Source organism: Methylohalobius crimeensis 10Ki (genome assembly GCF_000421465.1).
GTDB classification, from domain to species: Bacteria; Pseudomonadota; Gammaproteobacteria; order Methylococcales; family Methylothermaceae; genus Methylohalobius; species Methylohalobius crimeensis.
On the sequence record NZ_ATXB01000001.1, the window covers coordinates 1,427,792 to 1,452,935 of the forward strand.

The 25,144-nt window shown below is 57.2% G+C and carries 23 protein-coding genes; 17 read left to right on the forward strand and 6 right to left on the reverse strand.

Going from position 1 to position 25,144, the window contains the following annotated elements:
• Positions 1-4 precede the first annotated feature (4 nt).
• The 7 genes from prsT (at position 5) to dnaE (ending at position 11,135) form a co-directional block, all read left to right on the forward strand.
• The gene (prsT, locus tag H035_RS0107105; protein WP_022948295.1) at positions 5-2,776 is read left to right on the forward strand and encodes an XrtA/PEP-CTERM system TPR-repeat protein PrsT; all 2,772 of its coding nucleotides are present in this window, start codon (positions 5-7) and stop codon (positions 2,774-2,776) included.
• Between the two features lie 67 nt (positions 2,777-2,843).
• Complete coding sequence (gene phoU, locus H035_RS0107110) at positions 2,844-3,557, forward strand: phosphate signaling complex protein PhoU (protein WP_022948296.1); 714 nt, start codon at positions 2,844-2,846, stop codon at positions 3,555-3,557.
• Positions 3,558-3,613: 56 nt separating this feature from the next.
• Positions 3,614-5,893, forward strand: a complete 2,280-nt coding sequence (gene bamA, locus H035_RS0107115) for an outer membrane protein assembly factor BamA (protein WP_022948297.1) — start codon at positions 3,614-3,616, stop codon at positions 5,891-5,893.
• 31 nt (positions 5,894-5,924) lie between these two features.
• Complete coding sequence (locus H035_RS0107120) at positions 5,925-6,431, forward strand: OmpH family outer membrane protein (protein ID WP_022948298.1); 507 nt, start codon at positions 5,925-5,927, stop codon at positions 6,429-6,431.
• 52 nt (positions 6,432-6,483) lie between these two features.
• Positions 6,484-6,927, forward strand: a complete 444-nt coding sequence (gene fabZ / locus H035_RS0107125) for a 3-hydroxyacyl-ACP dehydratase FabZ (protein WP_022948299.1) — start codon at positions 6,484-6,486, stop codon at positions 6,925-6,927.
• 65 nt (positions 6,928-6,992) lie between these two features.
• Entirely contained in the window at positions 6,993-7,559 is a 567-nt protein-coding gene (gene rnhB / locus H035_RS0107130) for a ribonuclease HII (protein WP_022948300.1), read from the forward strand.
• Between the two features lie 3 nt (positions 7,560-7,562).
• Positions 7,563-11,135 carry a DNA polymerase III subunit alpha gene (dnaE, locus tag H035_RS0107135; RefSeq protein WP_022948301.1) on the forward strand — a complete coding sequence of 1,191 codons (3,573 nt, stop codon included), beginning with the start codon at positions 7,563-7,565 and terminating at the stop codon, positions 11,133-11,135.
• Here dnaE and H035_RS18635 read toward each other — a convergent pair.
• On the reverse strand, positions 11,116-11,517 hold the full coding sequence (locus tag H035_RS18635; RefSeq protein WP_022948302.1) for a DUF3135 domain-containing protein: 402 nt from the start codon (positions 11,515-11,517) through the stop codon (positions 11,116-11,118). The genes dnaE and H035_RS18635 overlap by 20 nt on opposite strands.
• A gap of 216 nt (positions 11,518-11,733) precedes the next feature.
• On the opposite strand from H035_RS18635, the gene H035_RS0107145 reads away from it, so the two are divergent.
• Positions 11,734-12,678: a ZIP family metal transporter gene (locus tag H035_RS0107145; RefSeq protein WP_022948303.1), complete on the forward strand. Its 945-nt coding sequence runs from the start codon at positions 11,734-11,736 to the stop codon at positions 12,676-12,678.
• Positions 12,679-12,685: 7 nt separating this feature from the next.
• Positions 12,686-13,450: a TMEM165/GDT1 family protein gene (locus H035_RS18640; RefSeq protein WP_022948304.1), complete on the forward strand. Its 765-nt coding sequence runs from the start codon at positions 12,686-12,688 to the stop codon at positions 13,448-13,450.
• Here H035_RS18640 and H035_RS0107155 read toward each other — a convergent pair.
• A complete protein-coding gene (locus H035_RS0107155) occupies positions 13,394-13,954 on the reverse strand; it encodes a hypothetical protein (RefSeq protein ID WP_022948305.1) in 561 nt (186 codons plus the stop codon). The two genes, H035_RS18640 and H035_RS0107155, sit on opposite strands and share 57 nt — an antisense overlap.
• 218 nt (positions 13,955-14,172) lie before the next feature.
• On the opposite strand from H035_RS0107155, the gene H035_RS0107160 reads away from it, so the two are divergent.
• From H035_RS0107160 to H035_RS0107175, 4 genes are read left to right on the forward strand one after another with little or no spacing between them, the layout of a single operon-like run.
• Positions 14,173-14,484, forward strand: a complete 312-nt coding sequence (locus H035_RS0107160) for an AtpZ/AtpI family protein (RefSeq protein WP_022948306.1) — start codon at positions 14,173-14,175, stop codon at positions 14,482-14,484.
• Entirely contained in the window at positions 14,477-14,869 is a 393-nt protein-coding gene (locus H035_RS20740) for an ATP synthase subunit I (protein WP_022948307.1), read from the forward strand. The genes H035_RS0107160 and H035_RS20740 overlap by 8 nt, the downstream gene beginning before the upstream one ends.
• Positions 14,866-15,141 carry a F0F1 ATP synthase subunit C gene (locus tag H035_RS0107170; protein WP_022948308.1) on the forward strand — a complete coding sequence of 92 codons (276 nt, stop codon included), beginning with the start codon at positions 14,866-14,868 and terminating at the stop codon, positions 15,139-15,141. Before H035_RS20740 ends, H035_RS0107170 begins: the two co-directional genes overlap by 4 nt.
• Before the next feature lies 1 nt (position 15,142).
• On the forward strand, positions 15,143-15,682 hold the full coding sequence (locus tag H035_RS0107175) for a SixA phosphatase family protein (protein ID WP_022948309.1): 540 nt from the start codon (positions 15,143-15,145) through the stop codon (positions 15,680-15,682).
• 45 nt (positions 15,683-15,727) lie between these two features.
• Here H035_RS0107175 and H035_RS0107180 read toward each other — a convergent pair whose 3' ends face one another.
• Entirely contained in the window at positions 15,728-16,753 is a 1,026-nt protein-coding gene (locus tag H035_RS0107180) for a sensor histidine kinase (RefSeq protein ID WP_040574366.1), read from the reverse strand.
• A gap of 45 nt (positions 16,754-16,798) precedes the next feature.
• Here H035_RS0107180 and H035_RS18650 point away from each other — a divergent pair, with 45 nt between their 5' ends.
• Complete coding sequence (locus H035_RS18650; RefSeq protein WP_022948311.1) at positions 16,799-17,416, forward strand: ANTAR domain-containing response regulator; 618 nt, start codon at positions 16,799-16,801, stop codon at positions 17,414-17,416.
• A 20-nt stretch (positions 17,417-17,436) separates the two neighbouring features.
• Here the strand turns inward: H035_RS18650 and H035_RS20745 are convergent, their stop codons facing one another.
• Both H035_RS20745 and H035_RS0107195 read right to left on the reverse strand, forming a co-directional pair.
• Entirely contained in the window at positions 17,437-20,010 is a 2,574-nt protein-coding gene (locus tag H035_RS20745) for an EAL domain-containing protein (protein ID WP_022948312.1), read from the reverse strand.
• A 95-nt stretch (positions 20,011-20,105) separates the two neighbouring features.
• Positions 20,106-21,293 carry a methyl-accepting chemotaxis protein gene (locus H035_RS0107195; RefSeq protein ID WP_161624010.1) on the reverse strand — a complete coding sequence of 396 codons (1,188 nt, stop codon included), beginning with the start codon at positions 21,291-21,293 and terminating at the stop codon, positions 20,106-20,108.
• Positions 21,294-21,499: 206 nt separating this feature from the next.
• On the opposite strand from H035_RS0107195, the gene H035_RS0107200 reads away from it, so the two are divergent.
• Positions 21,500-22,135: a cytochrome b/b6 domain-containing protein gene (locus tag H035_RS0107200; protein WP_040574368.1), complete on the forward strand. Its 636-nt coding sequence runs from the start codon at positions 21,500-21,502 to the stop codon at positions 22,133-22,135.
• Here H035_RS0107200 and queG read toward each other — a convergent pair.
• Positions 22,059-23,102 (reverse strand): tRNA epoxyqueuosine(34) reductase QueG, encoded by a 1,044-nt coding sequence (gene queG, locus H035_RS0107205; RefSeq protein WP_022948315.1) that lies wholly within the window; start codon positions 23,100-23,102, stop codon positions 22,059-22,061. The two genes, H035_RS0107200 and queG, sit on opposite strands and share 77 nt — an antisense overlap.
• A 57-nt stretch (positions 23,103-23,159) precedes the next feature.
• Here queG and H035_RS0107210 point away from each other — a divergent pair, with 57 nt between their 5' ends.
• Both H035_RS0107210 and tsaE read left to right on the forward strand, forming a co-directional pair.
• Positions 23,160-24,650 carry a bifunctional ADP-dependent NAD(P)H-hydrate dehydratase/NAD(P)H-hydrate epimerase gene (locus H035_RS0107210; protein WP_022948316.1) on the forward strand — a complete coding sequence of 497 codons (1,491 nt, stop codon included), beginning with the start codon at positions 23,160-23,162 and terminating at the stop codon, positions 24,648-24,650.
• Positions 24,647-25,135, forward strand: coding sequence for a tRNA (adenosine(37)-N6)-threonylcarbamoyltransferase complex ATPase subunit type 1 TsaE (gene tsaE, locus H035_RS0107215; RefSeq protein WP_022948317.1), 489 nt, complete (start codon positions 24,647-24,649; stop codon positions 25,133-25,135). The genes H035_RS0107210 and tsaE overlap by 4 nt, the downstream gene beginning before the upstream one ends.
• The last annotated feature ends 9 nt before the right edge of the window (positions 25,136-25,144 follow it).

A 25,144-nucleotide genomic window follows, 5' to 3' on the forward strand; every position in this document is an offset into this window, starting at 1 on the left:
GATAATGACTCGACATTTTGCCATTGCCTTATTGATGTGGAGTGTGCAGGTGGTCTCCGGAGAAGGGGATCCGTATTTGCAGGAAGCCAAGGCGTATCTCTCCGAGGGGCAAACCAAAGCGGCGGTGATTCAGCTGAAGAATTTATTGCGGGAGGAACCGCAAAACGCGGAAGGACGGCTACTGCTCGGCAAAACTTATTTAAGAATGGGAGAAGCGGCGGGGGCGGTCAAGGAACTGGAAAAAGCCCGGCAACTGGATGTGGAACCTCGCCGTTGGCTGGTTCCTTTGGGCAATGCCTATTTACTCCGGGGGCAGGCTAAAAAACTGCTCGAAGAGATTCAGCCGCAAGCATCGCTGCCCACGGATCTGCGCGCGGAAATACTCGCTTTGCGCGGCACGGCGCAAATGAAACTCGGTGAGCGCCAGGCAGCCCGGGAAGGTTTTACGGAAGCGGTCCAATTAGCGCCGGAAAGTGAAACGGCGCACTTGGGTTTGGCTCGACTTGCATTGTTGGAAAAGCAACCCCAAGTGGCGGAGCGAGAGGCGACGCTTGTTCTGGATCGAAACCCCGATCATGTGGATGCTCGACTGGTGGTGGCTGAGTCTCGGCGTTTGCAAAAGGATTGGGAAGGGGCGGCTGCCGCCTTCTCCCAAGTGCTCGAGAGGCGCCCTTCGGAGATTCGCGCCCTTTCCGGACGGGCTACGGTGATGCTCGTCCAGAAGCGGCTGGATGAAGCGCGCCGGGATCTTCAAGAAGCTCGGAAAATAGCCGGTGAGCTGCCGTTGGTCATGTATCTTCAGGGGTTGCTTGAATTCCAAGCGGGCAATCTGCAGGCAGCCGAGGATGCCTTGGTGAAAGTGGCCAGCGCCGCCTCCGGCCATATACCCAGTCGTATGTTGTTGGGTATTATCGCCTATCGCCAAAATGAGTTGGTATCGGCCGAAGAGTATCTTTCCACGGTTCATCGCCGGATGCCGACTCATCTGCCCACGGTGAAAATGCTGGCGGCGGTGAAATTGAAGCGCAAAAATCCCGAAGCGGCGGTGGCCCTGCTGGAGCCGTTTCGGGATGCGAAGACCGCTGAAGGAGAAGAGATCGCCCGGGATCCCCGGCTTTTGGCTCTATTGGGCAGCGCCTATCTGCAAAACCGGCAATTCGATCAAGGGACGGCGTTATTGTCCGAAGCGGTGCGATTGGCGCCGGAAATGGCCTCGATTCGGACCCAGCTTGCCCTGGGGCAAATCGCCGCCGGGGAAGGAAAGGAAGCGATCGAGCAATTGGAGCAGGCGGTGGCTCAGGACCCGGATCTGGTTCAGGCGGATGTCATGTTGGCGCTGACCCTGCTTCAACAAAAGCAATATGACAAAGCCCAGGCGCAGGCACGCAAGCTGGCGGAAAAAATGCCCGAAAATCCGCTCCCTCTCAATCTGATTGCCGCAACCTATTTGGCGAAAGGAGAGCTTGAAAAAGCGGAAAATCAATGGCGGGAGCTATGGAACAATCATCCGGACTATCTCACCGCGGCGATGAACCTGGCCAAACTCAAGTTGCGCCAGGGGGAACCGGAACAAGCCGAGGATTATTATCGGCGCGTATTGGAGAAACGACCGGAATATACCCAAGCATTGATCGGATTGGCCCGGATCGCTGAAATGCGCAAGGATTACGAAGGCATGCTGAAGTGGCTGGAAACCGCGCATACCCGGAGTCCGGAGGCATTGGATCCCACTTTGATGTTGAACCGTTATTATTTAGCTCGAGGGGAAAGCCTCAAGGCGTTGAGTCTGGCGCGCGAGGCAGTGGAGAAACACCCCCAAGACGCCAATGCGCAATTTGCCCTGGGGCGGGCGCAGCTGGATGCGGGCCAGGCGGCCAATGCCGCGGCGACGTTTCAAAAGCTGGTCGATCGTTTTCCCCAAAACCCTCGCATGCATCACTTTTTAGGATTGGCTTTGGCGGCCGGTGATAATGACGAGGCCGCTTTGGCGGCTTGGGACGAAGTGCTCAAGCTCGATCAGGACTACGCTCCCGCGGCCGGAAATAAAATCCGCCTGCTGCTCGACAAGGAGCGGTATTCGCAGGCGTTGGACGCCGCCCGCAGCCTCCAAACCCAATTTCCCGACCGCTCGGTCGGTTATTTTTGGGAAGGCGAAATCGCGATCAAGCAAAAAAAGTTCGAGCAGGCCCTGAGCGCTTACCGCAAAGCCCATGAACTGAATCCCACCGCCGTCCACGCTCGGCGTCTGCATCAATTGTATCGGCAACTGGACGAACCGGCTAAAGCCCATGCGATTTTGCAAGCTTGGCTCGAAAAGTCGCCTCGGGATGCGGAAAGTTGGACCATGCTGGCCATGGGGTATCAGTCTGAAGGTGCTTACGATAAGGCGGTTAAAGCCTACGAGCAAGCAAGAGAAGTGCAACCGGAGCATTTATTGATTCTCAATAATCTTGCCTGGTTGTACCAGAAACTCGATGATCCGCGCGCTCTGAAATTGGCGGATCAATTGGTCGACAAAGCGCAAGATCATCCGGAAATGCTGGATACGGTGGGCTGGATTTTCACTCAGAACGGTAAACTCCAAAAAGGGGTGACCTTGTTGCGCGAGGCATCGGTCCGAGCGCCCCATTTACCCGCCATTCGACTGCATCTGGCCGAAGCGCTGATTCAATCGGGCGACGGCGAAGAAGCCAAAGCGATCTTGGAGCGCTTGCTTAAGGAGCAACCGCAGTTTCCCCAACGAGCGCACGCTGAAAAGCTGCTGAGCGCGCTCTGATTGAGAATCCCTATCAAACCGCATACAATGAGTGCGGTTTATATGCCGGTCCCGGAGAGACTGTTTCATGTCGGAAGAAATCGTTCATCATCATATATCCAAGCAGTACGAGCAAGAGCTTGAAGATATCCATCATCGGGTTTTGGTGATGGGGGGACTGGTGGAAGCTCAAGTGGCCGATGCGGTCAAATCCCTGCTCGAAAACGATATGGCTTTGGCCGAGGAGGTGATCGGCAACGACTATAAGGTCAACTCCATGGAAGTGGAGATCGACGAACAATGTACGCAAATTCTCGCCCGGCGCCAGCCGACGGCGCGGGATCTTCGGCTGGTTTTGGCGGTGATTAAACTGATCGCCGATCTCGAGCGCATCGGCGACGAAGCGCGCCGAATCGCCCGCCAGGCGCTGGATATCGGTACCCACTACGCCAAGAGAAACCAATTGAGCGAACTGGAGCAGTTGGTGGGGCAAGTCAGATTGATGCTGCATAAGGCCTTGGATGCGTTTGCGCGTATGGATGTGGATCTGGCTTTTCGGATCGTGGAGGAAGACAAAGTAGTCGACCGGGAATACGAGAGCATCGTTCGCCAGCAGATTACCTACATGATGGAAGATCCACGCAGCATCCCCGTTTCATTGGATATCATGTGGTCGGCCCGATCCTTGGAGCGCATCGGCGATCGGAGCTGCAACATATGCGAGTATCTAATTTTTTACGTCAAGGGAAAGGATGTCCGGCACATCAGCCTTGAGCAACTGGAAAAACAAGTCAAAGAATAACCCATTCAGGTGAAACCGGTCGCGTCGCGGCCGGGTCATCCGCCTAGCGGAGTTGAATGAAACCCCATATCTTAGTCTTTTGGATCGCCCTGTTGTGGACGTACGCGGCCTGGGCGTGGGAACCGTTCGTGGTGGAGGATATACGCCTGCGCGGATTGGAGCGGGTGGCCGCCGGGACGGTTTTCAATTACCTGCCGATCAGACCCGGGGAGCGAGTCGATGAACGGCGGGTCGCCGAAGCGATCCGGGCGCTTTTCCAGACCGGATTTTTCAAGAATATTCGGGTAGGTCGAGACGGGGATGTGCTGATCGTCGAGATGGAGGAGCGACCCGCCATCGCCGCGATCAAGCTTGAAGGGAATAAGGACGTCAAATCCGAAGACCTCCTCAAAGCTTTGGAAAGTGTCGGCCTGGCCGAAGGCCAGGCATTCAACCGCCAGGTGCTGGAAAAAATAGAAAGCGAGCTGAGGCGTCAATATTTCAGCCGCGGAAAATACGGCGTTGATGTGAAGACCGAAGTGACGCCGATCACCGAGAATCGCGTGGCGATCCTGATTCAAATCGCCGAAGGCAAGGCCGCCAAGATTAAACGCATCAATATCGTCGGCAATCGGGCCTTCGACGACGAGACCTTGCTGGGGGAATTCGAGTCGGGTACGACCGGTTGGTTATCCTTTTATACCAAGAATGATCAGTACTCGAAGCAAAAGCTGAGTGCCGACCTGGAGCGGTTGCGCTCGTTTTACATGGATCAGGGCTATATTCAGTTCGAAGTCGAATCCACTCAGGTTGCCATTACCCCGGATAAAAAAGATATCTACATCACCATCAACGTCAAGGAAGGGGATATTTTCCGGTTGGAGGAAGTCAAGCTGACCGGCAAATTGATCGTATCGCCCAGCGAACTGATCCCCCTGGTGAAGCTCGGACCCGGCGAGGTCTTTTCGCGTAAGCGGGCGACTGAAACGATCAACGCCATCAGCACCCGTTTGGGAGACGAAGGATATATTTTCGCCAACGTCAACATGGTGCCCGACGTCGACGAGGAGAATAAAACCGTCAAGTTGGCCTTCTTCGTCGATCCGGGGCGGCGGGTATTTGTGCGCCGGATTCAGGTCAAAGGGAACTCCCGTACCCAGGATCAGGTGGTGCGGCGTGAAATGCGCCAGATGGAAAGCGCGCTGGCGGCCACTTCCAAAATCGAGCGCTCCAAGGAACGACTGGAGCGGTTGGGTTATTTTAAGGAAGTCAACGTGGAGACGCCGACGGTACCCGGTACTCTGGATCAGATCGACGTCAATTACACGGTGACCGAGAGGCCCTCCGGGAATCTCAGCGCCGGGATCGGGTTCTCCCAAGTACAGGGCTTGATTTTCAATGCCAGCGTTTCCCAGAATAATTTTCTGGGAACGGGCAAGCAAGTCACCTTCGATTTCAACAACAGTCAGGTATCGACCATCTACCGGGTGGCTTATCAAAACCCCTATCTGACCCTGGATGCAATCAGCGGTGGCTTCGACGTCAGCTATCGCAGTACGGATGCTCAAGCGGCCAACTTGGCTAGATACTCGACCGACGTCCTCGCCGCGGGCATCAATGGGGGCATTCCCCTCAATGAATTCGATCGTCTTTCCATGAATTTGGATTTCAACCGCACGGATCTTAAGACTTCGGACAATACCTCCGATGAGATTCTCCAATTCGTCGCCGATCAGGGCAGTACTTACAACGTCTTGACCCTGTCCATGGCCTGGACCCACGACACCCGGGACAAGGCGATATTTCCCACTTCCGGGGGCAGGCATTCGTTTTCGCTCTTGGGGGCGGTGCCGTTCAGCGATTTGGAATACTATAAGATTCGCTACCGCGGCCAATATTATATTCCCTGGACTCGCGATCTGGTTTTTTCTTTACACGGCGATGTCGCCTACGGGGACGGATATGGCGACACCGACGATTTGCCCTTTTTCGAGCATTTCTTCGCCGGAGGGGTTCAGTCGGTCAGAGGATTCAGGCAAAATACGTTGGGGCCGCGTGATTCTCGCAACGATCCTTTTGGCGGGCCAGTCAAGTTGGTGGGCGGTGCCGATCTGTTCTTCCCCGTGCCTTTCCTGGACGAAGAACTTAAATCCGCTTTTCGCTTGGGGCTGTTCTTCGACGTGGGTAATGTTTTCGAGGACCGGCCGCAACTGGGTAACCTGCGCTATTCCGCCGGTATTTCCGCCCAGTGGCTTTCCCCTTTCGGTCCTTTGGAGGTCAGTCTGGCGCAACCGTTGAATGCAAAAAGCCAGGATGATGAGCAGATCTTCCAATTCTCATTTGGCGCTGGATTTTGATTAATGGGTAAATTTCAAGGAGGCCCTTTTAATGAATAAAAAAACGTTCATCTGGATGCTCATGAGCCTGCTTCTAATGGGAGTCGCGCCGTGGGCCAAGGCAGCAGAGATCAAGGTGGGTTTCGTCAATGTGGCTCAGGTGCTGCAGGAATCCCCTCAGGCGGAAGAGGCCAAAAAGCGCCTCGAGCAAGAGTTTGCTCCCCGGGACAAACGTCTCGTCGCTCAACAAAAAGAAATGGTCGAAATGCAACAGAAGTTGTCTCGCGATGCAGCAGTTATGAGCGAGTCGGAGAGAAACAAGCTGGAGCGTGAAATTCTCTCCAAACAAAGGGATTTGAAGCGCTCACGAGAAGAATTCCAGGAGGATTTCAACATTCGCCGCAATGAAGAGTTGGGCAAATTGCAGCGTGAAATCTTCGAAGCGATCAAGACCCTGGCCCAGGAAGAGAAATATGATTTGATTCTGACCGACGGAGTCGTCTATGCCAGTGACACAGTGGATGTGACCGGCAAAGTCCAGCAGCGTTTGCAACGTTGAAGAATGTTAAGTTCTGTTGTCTCGATGTGAACAAAAATTGGGAATAAGTCCTTTGGATATTCGAAAAATCATGCATTTTCTGCCCCACCGATATCCTTTTTTATTGGTGGACAAGGTAATCGAGTGTGAACCGGGCGAACGTCTGGTGGCAATCAAGAATGTTTCTTACAACGAGCCTTTTTTTCAGGGGCATTTTCCCGGGCAGCCGATCATGCCGGGCGTATTGATCATGGAAGCCTTGGCCCAAGCCACCGGTCTGTTGGCTTCGGAAAGCGCGCCCGAGGAAGTGGGGGCGAAGGACCTCATCTATTATCTGGTGGGATTGGATAAGGCCCGCTTCAAACGTCCGGTCGTTCCGGGGGATCAGTTGCGATTGGAAGTCAAATACTTGCGACATAAGCGAAACATTTGGGCGTTCGCGTGCCGCGCCGAAGTCGAGGGGGATTTTGTCGCCAGCGCCGAAATCATGTGTGCGGCCGCGGATGCCAACGACTGAATGACACAAATCGACGAGACAGTCGATTGGCACGCCCGGCGGGCGAAGGCGCAGGGAGGTGCCGAATGATTCGTTGTGCCGGAGTGGATGAAGCCGGTCGGGGATGTCTGGTCGGCGCGGTGATCGCGGCAGCGGTGATCTTGGATCCCGAGCGCCCCATTGCCGGCCTGGCCGATTCCAAAAAGCTAACCGCCAGCCAGCGTACGCGGCTGGACACGGAAATTCGCGCCAAATCGCAGGCCTTTGCCATCGGACGGGCGGAACCGGGCGAAATCGATCGGCGCAATATCCTCCAGGCATCCCTTTTGGCCATGCAGCGCGCGGTTGCGGGACTCTCGATGCGACCGAATCGGGTCCGGGTAGACGGCATTCATGCCCCTTTCCTTGATGTGCCCGTAGAGACGATAATCGGCGGGGACGGGCGAGTGGCGGAGATTGCCGCCGCATCGATTTTGGCGAAGGTCGCCCGGGATCGGGAAATGCGGCTCTTAGATGCCTTCGCGCCTGGATATGGAATTGGATGCCACAAGGGTTACCCGACTTCCGCCCACCGGCAAAGTCTCCAATTTTTGGGGCCTTCCCGATGGCATCGGTTATCTTTCCGACCTGTTCGATCGGTGATGAAGCACTGACCCATGGTTCACGATTTGAGCGTACCTGCCTCCGATTCAAAAGCTTCCCAAGTGGACTTCGTTCACTTGCGCCTCCATAGCGAATACTCCCTCTACGACGGTTTGGTTCGGATCAAACCCTTGATCGCCCGTTGCCGGGAGCTGAATCTGCCGGCGGTGGCCTTGACCGACCAGGTCAATTTGTTCGCCCTGATTAAATTTTATAAAGCCGCCGAGGGGGGAGGGGTCAAACCCATAGCGGGGGCGGATTTATGGGTTTCTAATCCGGACAGCCCCCGCCATCCGGATCGCCTGACCCTCCTGGTGCAAAATGATCGAGGTTATCGTCATCTCACCCAATTGCTTTCCCGCGCCTATTTGGAAGGGCGTCGCTTGGGACAGCCCTATGTGGAGGCGGATTGGATTCGTGCCGGCGCCGAAGGGCTGATCGCCCTGTCGGGTGCGCGCGAGGGGGAAATCGGCAGGTTGCTGCTCGCCAACCAGCCTGCCGCCGCTCGAGCAAGTCTGGAGCGGTGGTTGAATGTCTTCGGCGACCGCTTCTATCTCGAACTTCAGCGTACCGGTCATCCTCGGGAAGAGGACTATTTGGAGGGGGCGTTGGATTTGGCGGTGGCGCTGGATGTGCCCGTGGTCGCCACCAACGACGTTCGCTTTCTGGATCACAACGATTTTGAAGCGCACGAGGCCCGGGTTTGTATTCACGAGGGTTGGATCCTGGATGATCCCAAGCGACCGCGCCGTTACAGCGATCAACAGTATTTGAAAAGTCCCGAGGAGATGCGGGAGTTGTTTTCCGATCTGCCGGAAGCCTTGGCCAATACGGTGGAAATCGCCAAGCGCTGTAATCTGCAGTTGGAGCTGGGCAAACCCTCCCTGCCGAAATTCCCGATTCCGGAACGGTTCACCATGGGTGAGTATTTCGTCCGGGCGTCGCGGGAAGGCCTGGAACGCCGCGTTGCCTCCGGCGCCATCCCCCGGGACCGTCTGTCCGACTATGAGGAACGCCTGCAGCGGGAGCTGGATGTGATCGGGCAAATGGGATTTCCCGGTTATTTCCTGATCGTGGCCGACTTCATCCAGTGGGCCAAGAAAAACGGTATTCCGGTGGGTCCGGGGCGCGGTTCGGGAGCCGGCTCTCTGGTCGCCTATGCCTTGGAGATCACCGATCTGGACCCGCTGGCTTTCGATCTTTTGTTCGAACGCTTCCTCAATCCGGAGCGGGTGTCGATGCCCGACTTCGACGTGGATTTCTGCATGGAGCGGCGGGATCGGGTGATCGATTACGTGGCGGACCGATACGGCCGTGACAAGGTCTCCCAAATCATCACTTTCGGTACCATGGCCGCCAAGGCGGTGGTTCGCGATGTGGGGCGGGTATTGGGGCATTCCTACGGCTTCGTGGATAAGCTCGCCAAATTGATTCCTTTCGAACTGGGCATGACTCTGGAAAAAGCCCTGGCCGAGAGCGAAGAGCTGAGGCGGGCCTACGAACGGGACGAAGAGGTTCAAACCCTGATCGATTTGGCCCGTTCGCTGGAAGGGGTGACGCGGAATGCGGGCAAGCACGCCGGCGGCGTGGTGATCGCACCCTCCGCCCTGGTGGATTTCACCCCCCTTTACCGTGAAGAAGCCGAAGACGGCGCGGTCACCCAATTCGACAAGGATGACGTGGAAGCGGCGGGGCTGGTCAAGTTCGACTTTTTGGGACTGCGCACCCTGACCATCATCGATTGGGCGGTGGAGGCCATCAATCGTGCACGAAGCGCCAAGGATTTGGAGCCCGTCCATATCGACCGCATTCCCCGCGACGACCCGCCTGCTTATAAATTGCTGAAAAGCTGTCAGACCACCGCGGTATTTCAACTGGAATCGCGCGGCATGAAGGATCTGATTCGTCGCCTTCAACCGGATTCGTTCGAGGATATCATCGCGCTGGTGGCCTTGTTTCGGCCGGGGCCTTTGCAGTCCGGGATGGTGGACGACTATATCAACGTCAAGCACGGACGGGCCCAGGCCAATTATCCCCACCCGCTCTTGGAACCGATTCTCAAACCCACCAACGGGGTCATTCTCTATCAGGAACAGGTGATGCAAATCGCCCGCGACATGGCCGGCTATTCCCTCGGCGGCGCCGACCTGCTCAGGCGGGCGATGGGTAAGAAAAAGCACGAAGAAATGGCCAAGCACCGGGCCATTTTCGTCAAGGGGGCGACCGAGCGCGGGGTAACCGAGGAAACCGCCCAGTACATTTTCGACTTGATGGAAAAGTTCGCCGGCTACGGGTTCAACAAATCCCATTCGGCCGCCTATGCCTGGGTGTCTTATCAGACCGCCTGGCTCAAGGCCCATTATCCGGAGGCTTTCATGGCCGCGGTGTTGTCCTCCGATATGGACAATACCGACAAGCTGGTGGGTTTCGTGGATGAATGTCGGGCGCTGGGGCTGACCCTGCTGCCTCCCGATGTCAACACATCCGGCTATCGTTTCACGGTCATGGAAGACGGCAAGGGACAGCAAATTATTCTCTATGGTTTGGGCGCCGTCAAAGGGGTGGGGCAGTCGGCGATCGAAGCCATCCTGGAGGCTCGAAACCGGGGCGGACCTTTTGCGGATTTGTACGATTTCTGCCGGCGGATCGATTTGCGCCGTGCCAACCGCAGGGTTCTGGAAGCCTTGATCCGCGCCGGCGCCATGGATGGGCTGGGACCTGAGCGCGCCCGATTGATGGGCGATCTTCCCCAAGCGCTGCAAGCCGCCGAACAATATCACCGGACCGAGAGTCAAGGCCAAAACGACTTGTTCGGTATCGAGGTGGTCGATTCCGGCAAAGACGCCACCGATACCGGCGTGGAGCCGTCCGGGGCGCGAGTGACACCTTGGTCGGACAAGCAGCGGTTGGCGGAAGAAAAGGCGGTGCTGGGATTTTATCTCAGCGGCCACCCGATGGATGCCTATCGCCAAGAATTGGCCCGTTTGGTGACGGCGCCGATTGAAGCGCTCGAGCGTCAGTACGGCGGTCCCGGCAAGGAGAGCACTCGGGTAGTGGTGGCGGGTTTGGTGACCGAGTTGCGTACCCGGCAGAATAAACAGGGAAAGAAAATGGCTTTCGCCACCATCGATGATGGCAGCGCCCGTTTGGAAGTGGCGGTGTTTCAGGAGGTCTTGGATTCGATGGAGGCGCAGGAAGCCAACTCGGGAAGGCGCGTCGCGGACCTTTTGGCTAAAGATCGGATTGTGGTGGTCCAAGGCGACCTGTCCTTCGATCAGTTCAGCGGCGGACTGAGATTGGTGGCGGACAAGCTGTTTAGCGTTACCCAAGCGCGGGAAGAGTTTTCCCGGGGCGTTTGGATTCATTGGCCGGTGAACGATACCGCTGGGCCGGATCCCTCTGACATATTGGAGTCGCTGCAGCGGCATCGGGGGGGGAGGTGCCCGGTATATATCGCCTATCAGAGCACCCGGGCGCAAGCGCATCTGCAATTGGGGGACGGATGGCGGATTCATCCGGAGGACGAATTGCTCCAAGACCTATCGAGCCAAGTGGGTCCCGAGCGGGTCAAGCTTCGCTACGATTGATTCTTTCCTTTCGGGCGTTCCGCCGGCTTCGAGCGGCCTGCGCGAACGATACAACATTATGCCTGGGGAAGGTGCTCGCGGTCCCGAAAGAAGCCGAGATCTTCTTGCCATCCAGCACGGCGAGCCACAATGATTGTTGTTTCCGAACGGAGTCCAGCATTAAGTTATACAGGCGAATGCAAGCGCCCAGCGGCGAGCGGCTGCGTCGGATCTCCATATCGACCCGCCATTGGAGACCTCTGAGCACCTTTTGCCTCGAAGGGGGCAGCGTTTTCAGAAAGGCGTCGATGGTGATCCGGCGTTGCCGTTCAAAGCGGGCGGGATCTTCCCGGGCCAGCCGCATCCATTGATCGAAATTGAAATCGTTGGAATCGAGAGCCATGAGCGTTGCTTGCTTCACTCGTTGAAATGGATATAGCACGAATCATGCCTTTTCTATTTTTCTTTTTTCAGAACAAGGGGTTGTGTTTTGGTGATTGGGATTGGAATGACAAGGAATGAAAGCACTGTAAAAAAATATGACAACCTTGCTTTTTTAGAATCTGATCAGTTTTCGGCAAGATGAGGACTGCTCGGGTCCGCTAGAGGAGTTGAATACATGAATATAACCGCGATTCAGAAAACCATTAACCGACAAATCACCGTCTGGCAAACGCGACTAGTCGCTTGGCCCGGATATCAACGTTTCCTGGCCCTTCCCCTTTGGCAGCGAATAGGCATTGGAGTACTGGCGTTTTTACTGAGCCAAATCGCGGTGTTTGGGGGCTTGTATCTCATCTTCGGTGCCACCGTGGTGGTGGGTTTTTTCGCCAGTGTGCTGGCGGGGCTCGCGACGGTGCTGGGGGCCTTGCCGGCGGTAGTTTTCAAGCAAATTTCCTTTCGCACGGTCAATTTTATGATGGGAATGGCGGCCGGCATCATGCTTGCCGCGACCGCCTACTCATTGGTCGAACCCGGGGTGGAGTACGGCGATGAATTGTGGCCGGGTTGGGGGGTATACGTGGTGGTCGCCGGGATACTGATCGGCGCCTGGTTTCTGGATTGGGCCGAGCGGACCATCCCGCACGATTTGTTCGAGGGGGAGCAGGATGTGGCGGCGGCCTTGCGCAAGGTCTGGATTTTCGTGGCGGCGATTACGATTCACAACTTTCCCGAAGGCTTATCCGTCGGTGTCAGCTACGGAGGTGGGGATTGGAGCAACGGAACCCTGCTCGCGATTGCCATCGGCGCGCAGAATGTTCCGGAAGGGATGGCGGTGGCCTTGCCTTTGATCGGAATCGGGTACAAGCCTTGGAAGGCGGTGGGGATTGCCATGATTTCCGGCCTGGTGGAGCCGATCGGGGGCCTGTTGGGCGTCACCATGGTGACCGTGTTCGAAGTGCTATTGCCCATGGCAATGGGTTTCGCCGCCGGTGCCATGTTGTTCGTGATCGCCTATGAGATCATTCCGGAATTTCATTCCGTAGAGCGCTCCCGGCGGGCGGTGTTTGGCGTCTTGATCGGCTTTGCGGTGATGACCGTTCTGGAAACCACGCTGGGATAAGCCTTTCATGTCTGAGGCCAGTCTTGTGTTGTTATCGATCGGTCCGGAATGGATGAATCCTATCCGGGATTATTTCGAGTCGGCGGTGGGCCAGGTTGACTGGGGACGCAGCCAATGGTTGACGGTGGTGACCACCCTCGCCTTGATTGTCGCGGCCGAGGTCGGGGATAAAAGCCAATTGGTGTGCATGACTCTGGCGGCGCGTCACCGCCCTTGGCCGGTACTGATGGGCGCCCTGTTCTCATTCGCATTATTGAACGGCTTGGCGGTCATATTCGGAGCGGCAGTGGCCGCCTGGCTGCCCGGCTGGTTGGTGGGGTTGGTGGTGGCGGTTTTATTTGCCGGGTTCGGTTGGCACGCCCTGCGTAACAGCGGAGGAGAAGAAGAAGAGACCGTGGTGGTGGAAAAAAGCGGGCACGGGATTTTTTTCACCACCTTTACCTTGATTTTATTGGCCGAATTCGGCGACAAAACCCAGATCGCGGTGGCCGGTCTCGGGACCGCTTCCCAGCCCTTGCCGGTATGGATCGGCGCCACCCTGGCGCTGGGAGTGACTTCGGCGCTTGGCGTGATCGCCGGACGCACGGTCATGCAGCGCCTGCCCATTCATCTCATCCACCGGATCAGCGGGGTGTTGTTTTTGATCCTCGCCGTGGTGGCTTTGGCGAATATTGATTGGCAGGCGCTTTGGCAATCGATCGAGCAGCGGATTGGATCAGATTCGATTGTCCAGGGGAGTGCCGCTCTCTTTGATGAAGATGATTCCCAATAGGATGTCGGCCACGATGCCGAAGATCATGCCGATATTGGCCAATTTGATCGACGCGATACCCACGCCCGAGACGGCGATTATGAAAGCATAGGGTCTAAGTAGCGCGATCAGCCCCGACGGGAGCCGCAGTAATTGGACGGCCAGTCCCACCAAAAGCAGGCCGAATAGAATCGAAGCCGCGTTGAAGGCCAGCGACAGGGTATTGGGGCCTATGCCGACGACAGGCAGCAGCGTCAGCGCCGCCCCCGCCGCGTTCAGGCCGATGAGCGCCAGAATGGAAAGATCCGCGCCATGGTACTCATAGCGTTCGTTGAGCAATCGCTTGAAGGTCGTAAATAGGAATGCGAAGATAGCGAAACCGACCATGGCCAGCAGGACGGTAATCAATTTGGCTCCCATGTCGGGACGGGTCATCAGGCTGGAAGTCAAGGCGCTCAAGGGGCGAGTCATGACGGCGTGGATAAAGGCCAAAATGGCGGCGAGCATGAGACGATCATTCGGCATAATTCCTCCTCTCGATTGAGAATTGATTTTTTGATGTGCGGGCAAAGTTTCGGTTTGGGCAATTGACCTTGCCGGATGGATTGTGGCTCCAAACCGCTATAAAACTACGCTATTGTAACGCAGCTGAAAAATAGAAAAACGGCAACGCCGGAACCATCTCGGCGCGCGTGGGGGAGCGGACTTCCGTATCGCCAGGGTGAGTCTCTTGAGGTATTGAAATGAGCAAAGATCCTCGTCAAGACGATCCGCCGCCTTCCGAAAAACTGGTCGATGCGGTGGACAAAAAAGCCCGCCGACGTCTGAAAGCGCAAAGGGAGGCCCGGCGCAGCGTTTGGTTCGGACTGGGAATGTTCGGCTTGGTGGGCTGGGCGGTGGCAGTACCGACCTTAATCGGCATCGCTGTCGGTTGGTGGCTGGACAGAAAATTTCCGGGACCGCCGTCATGGACCTTGACTTGTTTGTTTGTCGGCGTGGTCCTGGGGTGTTATAACGCTTGGCAATGGGTCAAGCGGGAAAGCGGCCATGACTGATCGATGGATGGTATGGGGCGTTCTGGTGCTGGCCGGTGCGGGGTTGGGTATCCTGTTTTACGGCGGCTTATGGATGACGGTTCGGCGTTTACCCGAAATACGCCGACCGGCACTTTGGATGGCGACCAGTTTCATCCTGCGTACAATGGCGGTAATCGGCGGGTTTTACCTGCTGATGGCGGGTGATTGGCGGCGGCTGGCGGCCCTGCTGCTCGGGTTCGTCCCGGTACGTCTGGGTTTGCTGAAATGCCTTGATACCCATTCGCTGCCCACCGTCTCCACCGGCCAACAAGCGGAAAAGCACCGCAATGCCCATGTCGGTCAAACAAAGGCGATTTCAGAAAAATCATTGAGGCAACTGTCCGATCGGGAGGAAAACCCATGACTGGAGACACTTTGGTCGCCGTCGTTTCCATCTTCACCGCCGGCATTACGATCGCGTTGGGCGCTATCGGTCCGGCGCTGGGGGAAGGGCGGGCGGTGGCCCAAGCTCTGACCGCCATCGCCCAGCAGCCGGACGAGGCCAATACCATTACCCGAACTTTGTTTGTAGGCTTGGCGATGGTGGAATCGACCGCAATTTATTGTTTCGTGGTCACCATGATTCTGTTGTTCGCCAATCCTTACTGGGAACACTTCAGTGCGGTGGGAGGTTGACGTGAAAACGGCTTCATCCGAGAGCGACGAATTGGAGTTGTGGCTGCTGCGCCACGCCAAATCCGCCTGGAACGAGGGGGTGGCGAGCGATTTCGAGCGCCCTTTGAACGACCGGGGTAAGCGGGATGCGCCCCGGATGGGACGTTGGATGGCCGGTCAGCATTTGGTCCCCGATTATATCGTCGCCTCTCCGGCGAAACGAGTGCGGCAAACGGTCAAACGGGTCTGTCGTGCATTGAACGTGAATTTGGATCAAGTACGCTGGGACGAGCGGATTTACGAGGCTGACGTGAGGGATTTGCTGGCGGTTTTGCGTGAATGTCCGGCAAGCGCCACTCGGGTTTTGCTGGTGGGCCATGATCCCGGTTTGTCCGAGTTGTTGAAAACTTTGGGTGAGTTTGAGCCTTCAAGAGAGGTGAAATTGATGCCCACCGCCGCTTTGGCTCGTTTGAGGATAAACGGGAGTTGGCGCGATTTGGAGCCGGGCAAAGGTCGTTTGATGGATATTACTCGGCCGCGGGGGCTTCCCAGCGATCTTTAGGGCGTTTAGGACGGTTCTCGATCTTATCCTTGGAGGAGCTCGGTTTTAGTTGACAAATTGGATCAAGGGGGGATTTAGGATGAGCTCGGCGATCATTTCCCGGTTTTCCTGATGCACTGTTAGGCGGGCCGACCCGTCGTGGGGAAGCAGGGATCTTATCAGTTGTAACCCCGTTCCCAATCCTTGTCCGGTTTCCAGATTCAAATCCAACGGCGGACCTTCGTAAGGGTTGCTGATAATCACCTTAGCCTGACCGGGTTCTTTTTTTAGCGCCACTTGGACTTGGGATGCGCATGGCTCACTGTGCTTGACTGCATTGCATATAAGCTCGTTGAGCACTAAAGCGATCATTACCGCCTCGTTTTCGTCGACTTCGATGCTTTGGTAATAGGGAATGTCCATCGCCAGGGGGGTGTGACTGGATTTATTGCCTGCGCGAACGGCGATCCGGGTCAGGTCGCAGAGAAACACCCGGTCGCGATCGGTACGGCTGCGTAGGCCGTAAGTTAAGGCGATGGAGTTAATTTGCCGGATCGGAGCCTCCAGAATTTCCGCCGCTTCCGGATGCTGGAGCGCTTGATTATGAAGCAGACCTGCAATGCCCTGGAGATTGTTTTTGATTCGGTGGTGGATTTCCCGGATCAAAAGATCCCGCTGTTGCCGTTCCCGCTCCAGGGCTTGTCGATTTTTTCGCTTGGTTTCGGTGAAATCCTGGACTATGGCGAGTACATAGGAGGCTTGGGAGCCAAGCGTTTTGTAACCGGCTGAAATCAACACATTTAGTTCACCGCCGTCGCAGGTTTGGAAACAGCTTTCCCAATTGACGGATCGATCGGGGTCGCGATTCAGGTGATCGAGCCGTTCGCGCACGGCAAGCGTTTCATCGGGATGACAAAGGATTTCGAAGGGTTTGCCCTCCAATTCCCCTACGGTATAACCCAGAATTCGCGCCAGGTGTTCATTGACTGCTAGAATGGTCCCTTGGGACGAAAGGATCGCCGCTCCGCTCACCTCGCAGTGGAGACACGGCCAATCGAAAGGGGGTCGTGACGAAGTATGGTTGCAGGACATGGGCGGATTGGTTCCTCAATGCAAAGACTAAAGGACTGTTCGACAATGCAAAAAGCGAAAATTCTCGTCGTCGACGATGATCGTTTGATTTTGGCGACCTTGGTTCAGGGATTGCGGGCCCACGGCTATGAGGTGGCGGAAGCGGTAGGCGGACGACAGGCTTTGGAAACGGCGCGAGCCTTTGTTCCCGACTTGGCGTTGTTGGACATCCGTTTGCCGGATATCGAAGGGCCGGAAGTGGCTGAACAGCTGGCTCGACAAATGGACATACCGGCCTTGTTTCTCTCCGCTTACGACGATACAGCGGCGGTGGAGAAGGCGATGCAGACGGGAGGACTCGGATATCTGGTCAAACCGTTGGCAGTCAACCAACTCCTTCCCGGATTGGAGATCGCCCTGGCCCGGGCACGGGAAATCAGAGGGATGAAGGAAAAACAATCCAAGCTGGAAGAAGTCTTGAGCAGAAATCGGGTGATCAACGTGGCGGTGGGAGTGTTGATGGAGCGTCAACGTTTGCCGCGTCAGGAAGCCTATGAAGTGTTGCGCCGGCTTGCCCGCACCGAGCGCCGCAAGGTGATTGAACTGGCCACTCAGATGATCGATCTTGAGGACGGTCTGAACCGGCTGGTCAGCCGGACCGAGGCGGAGCGCAAGGCGGGTTGAGGCGCTTCGTTGGGCAGTAGTCATTGCTTTTCTTGGGTGTGAAGCAGCCGCGTCAACTCTTCACTGCTGAGAGGTCGGTAAAAGTAATATCCTTGCACCCGGTCGCAGCCCAAATCCTGGATGACGGTCAACTGGGAAGCGTTTTCCACCCCTTCGGCGATGACGGTCAGCTCCAGGCTGTGGCCGATACCCACGATGTGGCGCGCCAAGGCGATGTCCCGAACGGTGTCCAAGTGCTGGATGAAACTGCGGTCCATTTTCAGAGTATCGAAAGGAAAGCTCCTAAGATAACCGAGGGAGGAATAGCCGATGCCGAAATCGTCGATGGCCAGACGCATTCCCATGGCGCGCAGGGTTTCCAGGTTGCCTAGGGTGCAATCGTCGCGTTCCATGAGGACGTTTTCGGTGATCTCCAGCTCCAAACCTTGAGGGGGAAAACCCGTTTCTTCGAGAAGTCTTGAAATGCGCTCGGGGAAATCGGCTTGGGCGATTTGGCAGGCGGAAATGTTGACCGCCATCTGGAGCGGAAAGCCACAGGATTTACGCCAGCGATCGGCTTGCGCCAGGGCGGTGGCCAGGCACCACTCGCCGACTGGATGAATCAATCCGGAATGCTCCAGGTAAGGGATGAAGCGGTCCGGGGCCACTTGTCCCAGGGTGGTGTTGCGCCAACGCAACAATGCCTCGACGCCGAAAATGGCGCCGGACTTCGGGCAAACTTGCGGCTGATAGGCAAGAGACAATTCGTTTCGCTCCAGGGCGCGGTGCAGCTCGCTTTCCAAACTGATTTTTCGGGCCGCGGCCCGTCCCAGGTTGGCGTGGTAGCAGTAGTAGTGACCGTGGCCGCGATATTTGGCCTGATACATGGCGGCGTCGGCGTGCTTGAGCAGGGTTTGGGGATCGACGCCGTGAAGAGGAGACAAGGCGACGCCGATGCTGGCGCGGACGAATACCTCCTGCGTTTCCAGGTGGAATGGCAGGGTGAAAATTTCCAGGATTTTTTCCACGGTTGAAAGATAGTCGTCCGGGGCGTGGAGATCGGTCAAAATGATGGTGAATTCGTCGCCCCCGAAGCGGGCCAGGGTGTCGGTTTCACGGAGTTGGCTTTTGAGCCGCCGAGCGACTTCCTGCAGGAGTCGGTCGCCCGCCAGATGTCCCAGACCATCGTTGACTTTCTTGAAATCGTCCAAGTCCAGGAACAAGACCGCCAGCAGCGTTTGGTGACGGCGGCTTGCGGCCAATTCGCATACGAGCCGGTCCAGGAAGAGGGCGCGATTGGGGAGCTCGGTGAGAAGATCGAAGTGGGCCATGCGCATCAGTTCATCTTCGGCCTGCTTTTGGCGGCTGACATCGCGCAAGACCGCCAAGTAGAGGGGCGGATCGGTTTTGAGAATCGGACTGACGGTGATTTCCAGCGGCACGGCAAGGCCGTCCTTGCTCAACCCGAAGGCGGATAAGGGTTCCGCGCCGGGGCGCCACAAATGGGACAAGAGCTGATGGACGAACCAAGGGCGATAGCGCTCCTTGGTCAACAGTTTGCTTAGGTTGAGTTTTTCCATCTCCCGGGCGTTGTAGCCGAACAATCGCTCGACGGCCGGGTTCCAGGCTTCCAGGCTGCCGTCGGCATGGAAAGTGAGGATGCCGTCGGGGACACTGTTCATGACGGTGTCCAACCGGGCTCGGCTGCGCGCGCTTTGCAGTTTCAGATATTCATGTTCGGTGAAATCCTCGATGGTGAAAACCAGTCCCCGTTCGCTGTCACCGTGAAGTATGTCGTCCAGTTGAATCGGAGCGATTTCGATATGATAGAACAACTGCTCGCCATTCTCCGCTTGCTGCTCGAAGTTGAGCGCGTGGGGCTGATCTCCTTCCAGAAGATCGAGGACTAAGCGAGAAAGGCCGGGTAGCGGCAGGAAGTTTTCCAACGATTGGTTGCATAGGGTGTCCCGAGGCGTGGCAAAGATTTCCTCCAGTTTCGGATTGGCAGTGAGAATCCTGAGATCGGCGGTGGTGACCGCCACCGCGCAAGGGACGGTTTGAATAATACGCTCGGCATAGGTTTTAAGCGCGGCGAGCCGGTGTTGATCGGCGCGCACGTAAGTATCGATGGCCAGTCCCATATCGAAAAACACCAGCCGAATCAAGGATTGCATCAATGCTCTGCGTTCCCCTGGGGTGATGTGCTTTTCATCGCACAGGGAGGTCAGCAAGTGACTGAGAAACAAGGAATAAGCGCCGGTGTACCACTTTAGATCCAGCCCCACCCGTTCATGAGTAACGCCGATTCTGAGGCGATCGGCGACGTAGTTGGCGTCGTAACGACCGGACAGCAGCCGAAGCCAGTAGCGAAACTGGGTTTTCTGTAAACGTCGGACTCTTTCGCTGCTGGGAAGCAGTTTTCTCAGGGCGGGGAAACTCAATAAGTGATTGTAAAATTCGTTGATGAAGCCGCCGCTTAGATTCATCAGGCGCCGGCGGTGGTGGCGCAGCCGAGCGCCGTCCGCGGGCGTAATGTGTAGAAATGCTTGACGCTCTTGGATCTCTTCGGGATCGAAGAGCAAGGTCTTGATGACCGTGGAATCGATATTTTTCATGGTTCTTGCCCAGCTTGAAAGTAGTCAGCTTTAACCGGGCGGGGGCGTGGCCCGAACGTCTGGAAACTCGACGCGGGAACAGGGCGTCGGTGAGATCAGTTCGCTACTTTAAAGGAGTAGATCAGCTCCTGCAATTGGGTAGCCAGGTGTGCCAGCTCGCCGCTGGCGCCGGCGGTTTGTTCGGTGCCCGCGGCGGTGGTTTGGAAACTGTCCCGGACCCGGGTCAAGCTGGTGTTGATTTCCTCGGCGCTGGCGCTTTGCTCCTGGGAGGCCGTAGCGACCTGATTGTTCAGCTGGGATATTTGATCCACGGAGCTCAGGATGGCACTCAATTTGTCGTTTGCTTGGCGTGCCCGCTCGATGCTGGTCGAAGCGTTCGTGCGTCCGGTTTGAATGGCTTGAACGGCTTGATCCGAAGCTTTTTGAAGGTTATCGATCATGGTTTGAATTTCGCTGGTGGAGGACTGGGTTCGGCTGGCGAGCGTTCTCACCTCATCCGCCACCACCGCGAATCCCCGTCCCTGATCGCCGGCCCGAGCCGCTTCGATGGCGGCGTTGAGCGCCAGTAGATTGGTCTGTTCGGCGATTCCCTGAATGACTTCCAGCACCCCACCGATGGCGGTGCTGCCGTTTTTAACCTGATCGATCACCTCGGCGATGTGTTCCACTTCATCGGTCAGGGTTTGAATGCTTTGAAGCGTGCGTTGATATTCCTCCCGTCCCTCGGCGGCCAATCGATCGGCGTCGGTGGCGGCGGTGGCGGTCCGGGTAATGTCCCGGGTCACTTCCTGAATGGTATGGACCATCTGCGTCATGGCGTTGGCCACCTGATCGGTTTCTTCGTGTTGAGTGTGAACCTGCTGACGACTTTGATCGGTAATGGTGGAAAGCTCCTCGGCGGCTGCCGCCAACTGGCCGGCATGACCTTGAATTTCCCGGATCAAGCGCGTCATGGCTTTTCCGGCGCGTCCACATTCGTAGGCCATCCAGGCGAATTCATCCTTGCCGGACAATTTGGGAGGATTGCGCAGATCGCCGTCGGCCATTCGCCTGAGCGCATCGACGATGCGGGTGGCGCGTCCGGCGGCGTGACGCCCCAGATAATGCGCCAGACCAAACTGCAACACGGCAATACCGATTCCGGTCAAAATGACCGGTTTGCCTTGATCCCAACCGGTTAGAGTCAGATTGACCGCCGCCATGGTGGCGATACCGGTCATACTGATGCCGGCCATCAGATACATCTGTTTGGTGAGGGAAAGTTTCTCAACCAGTGTGTTCATCTGCCAAACCTCCGGGATTAGGTCATAATGGTTTGATATATGATTCTCCTGCAGGGGGCGAAGCAGGTAAAAATGGCCGGAAAAGCGGGAACGGGGCTTTCCGGAACCCATTCACAGTTTCTTAATGTCGTTAGGAATATAGTTGATAAATTTAGAATTGCCAGGCGAATGGGTCGGAAATTTCAATCACATAACGGAGGCAAGCAATGGAAACGATTAGGTGGACACCGACGACCCGTTGGCTACATTTAGGCTTGGCGTTTTCGGTGACGATTCAGCTGTTGTTGAGTTTGGCTCTGGAAGAGCCGGGCGAAGCGGAAGGCGTGGGGCGATGGGCGTTGATCGGTCACGAATTGTTCGGTTTGTTGGTCTTGAGCTTGGCTGTGCTTCATTGGGGCTGGATTTTAGCCGGTCACGACGGCGGCTGGCGTCGCCTCTTGCCTTGGGATGGCGAGGGTCGAAGGGCGGTATGGACAGACCTCAAGGGGCTGCTGGGCATGCGTCTTCCCGAGGGCGGACCCCGGGCAGGCTTACCCAGTTTGGTGGAAGGCTTGGGTCTGTTGGTGGTTACCGCGCAAGGGTCGGTGGGCCTGGCGATTTTCGTGGTGCTGCCGCCCGCCGGAAGCATACCGGAGCGATTCGAATTTCTTTACCAGATCCACGGGATCATCGGCAGCTTGGTATGGCTGTATTGGTTCGGTCACGTTGGCATGGCGCTGGTGCATCGACTCGCCGGCGACGAGACTTTGCGGATGATTTCGCCCTTCAGGCAAGATGGCGTTTCAGAGCCCAATGCACGTGCTCTCGAACCAAAGGGGAAGGGTGATCGCGGCGAGCTTTAAGGGCGGCAATCACCTTCGGCGTGGAGGGCGCATTGCCGAGGGCTACCGAGAGATTGCGCAGCCAGCGCTCGTAACCCAGGCGGCGGATGGTCGAGCCTTGGGTTTTGGCTGAAAATTCCTCTTCGTCCCAGGCAAACAACTCGATCAAGCCGGCGCTGTCGAGTCCGTGGCGGGGAAGAAAATCGGGCTCGACGGTGTTCCGGGCGCGGCGGTTCCACGGGCAGAACAGCTGGCAGTCGTCACAGCCGTAGACGCGATTGCCGATGGCCGCACGGAATTCCTCGGGAATGGGACCCTTCAGCTCGATGGTCAGATAGGAGATGCAACGCCGCGCATCCAAGCGGTAAGGGCCGACGATGGCACCCGTGGGACAAACGTCGATGCATGCCCGGCAACTGCCGCAGTGGCTTTGCGTTACCGGCGGATCGACCGGCAGGGGCAGGTCGGTATAGATTTCCCCCAGAAAAAACCAGGAGCCCTGCTTGAAGGCGATCAGGTTGGTGTGCTTTCCCTGCCAGCCGAGTCCCGCTTTTTGGGCGATGGGTTTTTCCAGCACCGGCGCGCTGTCGCAAAAGACCCGGTAGCCGTGAGGGCCTGTGGCCTGTTCGATCCGCCGCGCCAGTTTTTGCAGACGTTTGCGGATCAGTTTGTGATAATCGCGTCCCAAGGCGTAACGGGAAATATAGGCGCGCCGAGGCTCTGCCAGGGCCTGCTCCATGGCCGTTTGGGACTCGGGCAGGTATTCCATGCGGGCCGCGATGATCCGCACGGTATCGGGTACCAACTGCTGCGGCCGGCTGCGCTTGACGCCGTGGCGGGCCAGGTAGTCCATTTCTCCGTGAAAGCCCCGCGCCAGCCAGCGCTTGAAGTTCTCTTCGGCGGTACCGAGGTCGATGTCGCAGATTCCGGTTGCTTGAAAACCCAGCTCTCGTCCCCACTTTTTGATCTCTGAGGCCAGGCGCTGCATTTGGTGTCCGTTCGAATTTGAGAGAAAATGGACCGGATCAGAGTTAGGAGGCATGCCTTGAAACCGAAAATCGTAACCGCGCAGTTGCCGAAACGATTGTACCGGGCCGAACAGGTTCGCGCCATGGATCGTTACGCCATCGACCGGTTGGGTGTTCCCGGCCAGGTGCTGATGGAGCGGGCCGGGGCGGCCGCTTTTCAAGTACTGCGTCGGCATTGGCCCGATGCGCGGCGAATTGCGGTGTTGTGCGGCGGTGGCAACAACGGCGGCGATGGCTATGTGGTGGCGCGTCAAGCGCTCGATGCCCGCTTGGAGGTCGAGGTGTTCGCCTTGTGTTCCCCGAAACGTCTCCCAGGCGATGCGTTGACGGTCTTTCAGGCCTATCAGGCCGCCGGCGGCAATATAACGGAGGGCGCTCCGGGGCCGTTGGAAAATTTCGACGTGGTGGTGGACGCCTTGTTGGGAACCGGTCTCGATCGCGCGGTGGCCGGTTCATACGCCCAAGCGGTCGGGGCGATCAACGCGTTTTCCGGCGGTGTGCTGGCGGTGGATATACCTTCCGGCCTTCACGCCGATAGCGGGAATATTTTAGGCTGTGCCGTGGAAGCGGACGCCACGGTCACCTTTATCGGTCTCAAGCAGGGTTTGTTCACCGGCGAGGGGCCGGCGTGCGGCGGGAAAGTTTGGTATGGCGATTTGGCGGTTCCGGAAACCGTCTTGACCTGCCAGGAACCTTCGGCCCGTCTATGGTCGCGCTATCGGAATTTGCTTCCGCCTCGCCGGCGCACCGCCCATAAGGGGTATTTCGGCCATGTTTTGGTCGTGGGCGGCGAGGTCGGTTTTACCGGCGCGGCGCGGATGGCGGCCGAGGCGGCGGCCCGGGTCGGCGCCGGCTTGGTGAGCGTTGCCACCCGTTCGGCCCATGCGACTCAGTTGAACGCGTTGCGGCCGGAGATCATGTCCCACGGGGTGGAAACCTCCGCCGATCTGGCGCCTTTATTGGAGCGGGCCACTGCGGTGGCCGTCGGTCCGGGCTTGGGCCAGGCCGATTGGGCTCGGGATTTGCTGCAAAAAATATGGGACAGCGACTTGCCGGTGGTGGCGGACGCCGACGCCCTCAATCTGCTCGCCCAAAGCCCTGTCAAGCGCGGCAAATGGATGCTCACTCCCCACCCCGGCGAGGCGGCTCGATTGCTGGAAAGCAGTCCTCGGCTAGTGGAGGAAGACCGCTTCGCGGCCTTGGCGGCCATGCTGGAACGATATGGAGGCGTCTGCATGCTCAAGGGGGCCGGAACCTTGGTGGGAGAAACCGAATCAACGCCGGGGATTTGTGCCTTGGGGAATCCGGGCATGGCGTCCGGTGGCATGGGAGATGTATTGACCGGCGTCCTGGCCGGATTGATCGCTCAAGGGATGCCGCTGTTCGAAGCGGCGCGGATGGGCGTGTGTCTCCATGCCGCGGCGGCGGATGCCGCGGCGGCGGAGGGGGAACGCGGTCTGTTGGCAACCGATCTGATGCCGTGGTTGCGCCGCCTGGTCAATCAATGAGTCAAACGGTGGTGGAAAAGTATTGGGATTTGCCCGAACCAGAAGCCACTTGCCGGTTTGCCGCCCGGCTTCAAGGCGTCGTGAAGCCGGGAACGGTGATCTACCTGCACGGTCCCTTAGGGGCCGGTAAAACGACGCTCGTGCGTGCATTTTTGCAAGCGGCCGGTTTTGCAGGATACGTCAAGAGTCCCACTTATACCCTGGTAGAAACCTATCACCTGGATCGTTTTCCGCTGGCCCATTTCGATCTTTATCGGCTTGCCGATCCCGAAGAGCTGGAATGGATGGGAGTGCGGGATTATCTCCAAAAGCAAACCGTTTGTTTTATCGAATGGCCCGAAAAAGGGCTAGGATTTCTCCCTTCCCCGGATTTGGACATTCGCTTGGTAGTGGAAGGCGAGGGCCGGCGTTTGAGCATAACAACGGCGTCTTTGCAGGGAGAGCGGATGCTGGCGCGATTGGCCTCAGATTGTTCGGATTGTTGAAAAACTGAT

Bases quoted from the DNA above. Each gene is read 5' to 3' on its own strand.
- prsT (WP_022948295.1), top strand. From the start codon at position 5: ATGACTCGACATTTTGCCATTGCCTTATTGATGTGGAGTGTGCAGGTG.
- phoU (WP_022948296.1), top strand. From the start codon at position 2,844: ATGTCGGAAGAAATCGTTCATCATCATATATCCAAGCAGTACGAGCAA.
- bamA (WP_022948297.1), top strand. From the start codon at position 3,614: ATGAAACCCCATATCTTAGTCTTTTGGATCGCCCTGTTGTGGACGTAC.
- H035_RS0107120 (WP_022948298.1), top strand. From the start codon at position 5,925: ATGAATAAAAAAACGTTCATCTGGATGCTCATGAGCCTGCTTCTAATG.
- rnhB (WP_022948300.1), top strand. From the start codon at position 6,993: ATGATTCGTTGTGCCGGAGTGGATGAAGCCGGTCGGGGATGTCTGGTC.
- dnaE (WP_022948301.1), top strand. From the start codon at position 7,563: ATGGTTCACGATTTGAGCGTACCTGCCTCCGATTCAAAAGCTTCCCAA.
- H035_RS18635 (WP_022948302.1), bottom strand. From the start codon at position 11,517: ATGGCTCTCGATTCCAACGATTTCAATTTCGATCAATGGATGCGGCTG.
- H035_RS0107145 (WP_022948303.1), top strand. From the start codon at position 11,734: ATGAATATAACCGCGATTCAGAAAACCATTAACCGACAAATCACCGTC.
- H035_RS18640 (WP_022948304.1), top strand. From the start codon at position 12,686: ATGTCTGAGGCCAGTCTTGTGTTGTTATCGATCGGTCCGGAATGGATG.
- H035_RS0107155 (WP_022948305.1), bottom strand. From the start codon at position 13,954: ATGCCGAATGATCGTCTCATGCTCGCCGCCATTTTGGCCTTTATCCAC.
- H035_RS0107160 (WP_022948306.1), top strand. From the start codon at position 14,173: ATGAGCAAAGATCCTCGTCAAGACGATCCGCCGCCTTCCGAAAAACTG.
- H035_RS20740 (WP_022948307.1), top strand. From the start codon at position 14,477: ATGACTGATCGATGGATGGTATGGGGCGTTCTGGTGCTGGCCGGTGCG.
- H035_RS0107170 (WP_022948308.1), top strand. From the start codon at position 14,866: ATGACTGGAGACACTTTGGTCGCCGTCGTTTCCATCTTCACCGCCGGC.
- H035_RS0107180 (WP_040574366.1), bottom strand. From the start codon at position 16,753: ATGTCCTGCAACCATACTTCGTCACGACCCCCTTTCGATTGGCCGTGT.
- H035_RS18650 (WP_022948311.1), top strand. From the start codon at position 16,799: ATGCAAAAAGCGAAAATTCTCGTCGTCGACGATGATCGTTTGATTTTG.
- H035_RS20745 (WP_022948312.1), bottom strand. From the start codon at position 20,010: ATGAAAAATATCGATTCCACGGTCATCAAGACCTTGCTCTTCGATCCC.
- H035_RS0107195 (WP_161624010.1), bottom strand. From the start codon at position 21,293: ATGAACACACTGGTTGAGAAACTTTCCCTCACCAAACAGATGTATCTG.
- H035_RS0107200 (WP_040574368.1), top strand. From the start codon at position 21,500: ATGGAAACGATTAGGTGGACACCGACGACCCGTTGGCTACATTTAGGC.
- queG (WP_022948315.1), bottom strand. From the start codon at position 23,102: ATGCAGCGCCTGGCCTCAGAGATCAAAAAGTGGGGACGAGAGCTGGGT.
- tsaE (WP_022948317.1), top strand. From the start codon at position 24,647: ATGAGTCAAACGGTGGTGGAAAAGTATTGGGATTTGCCCGAACCAGAA.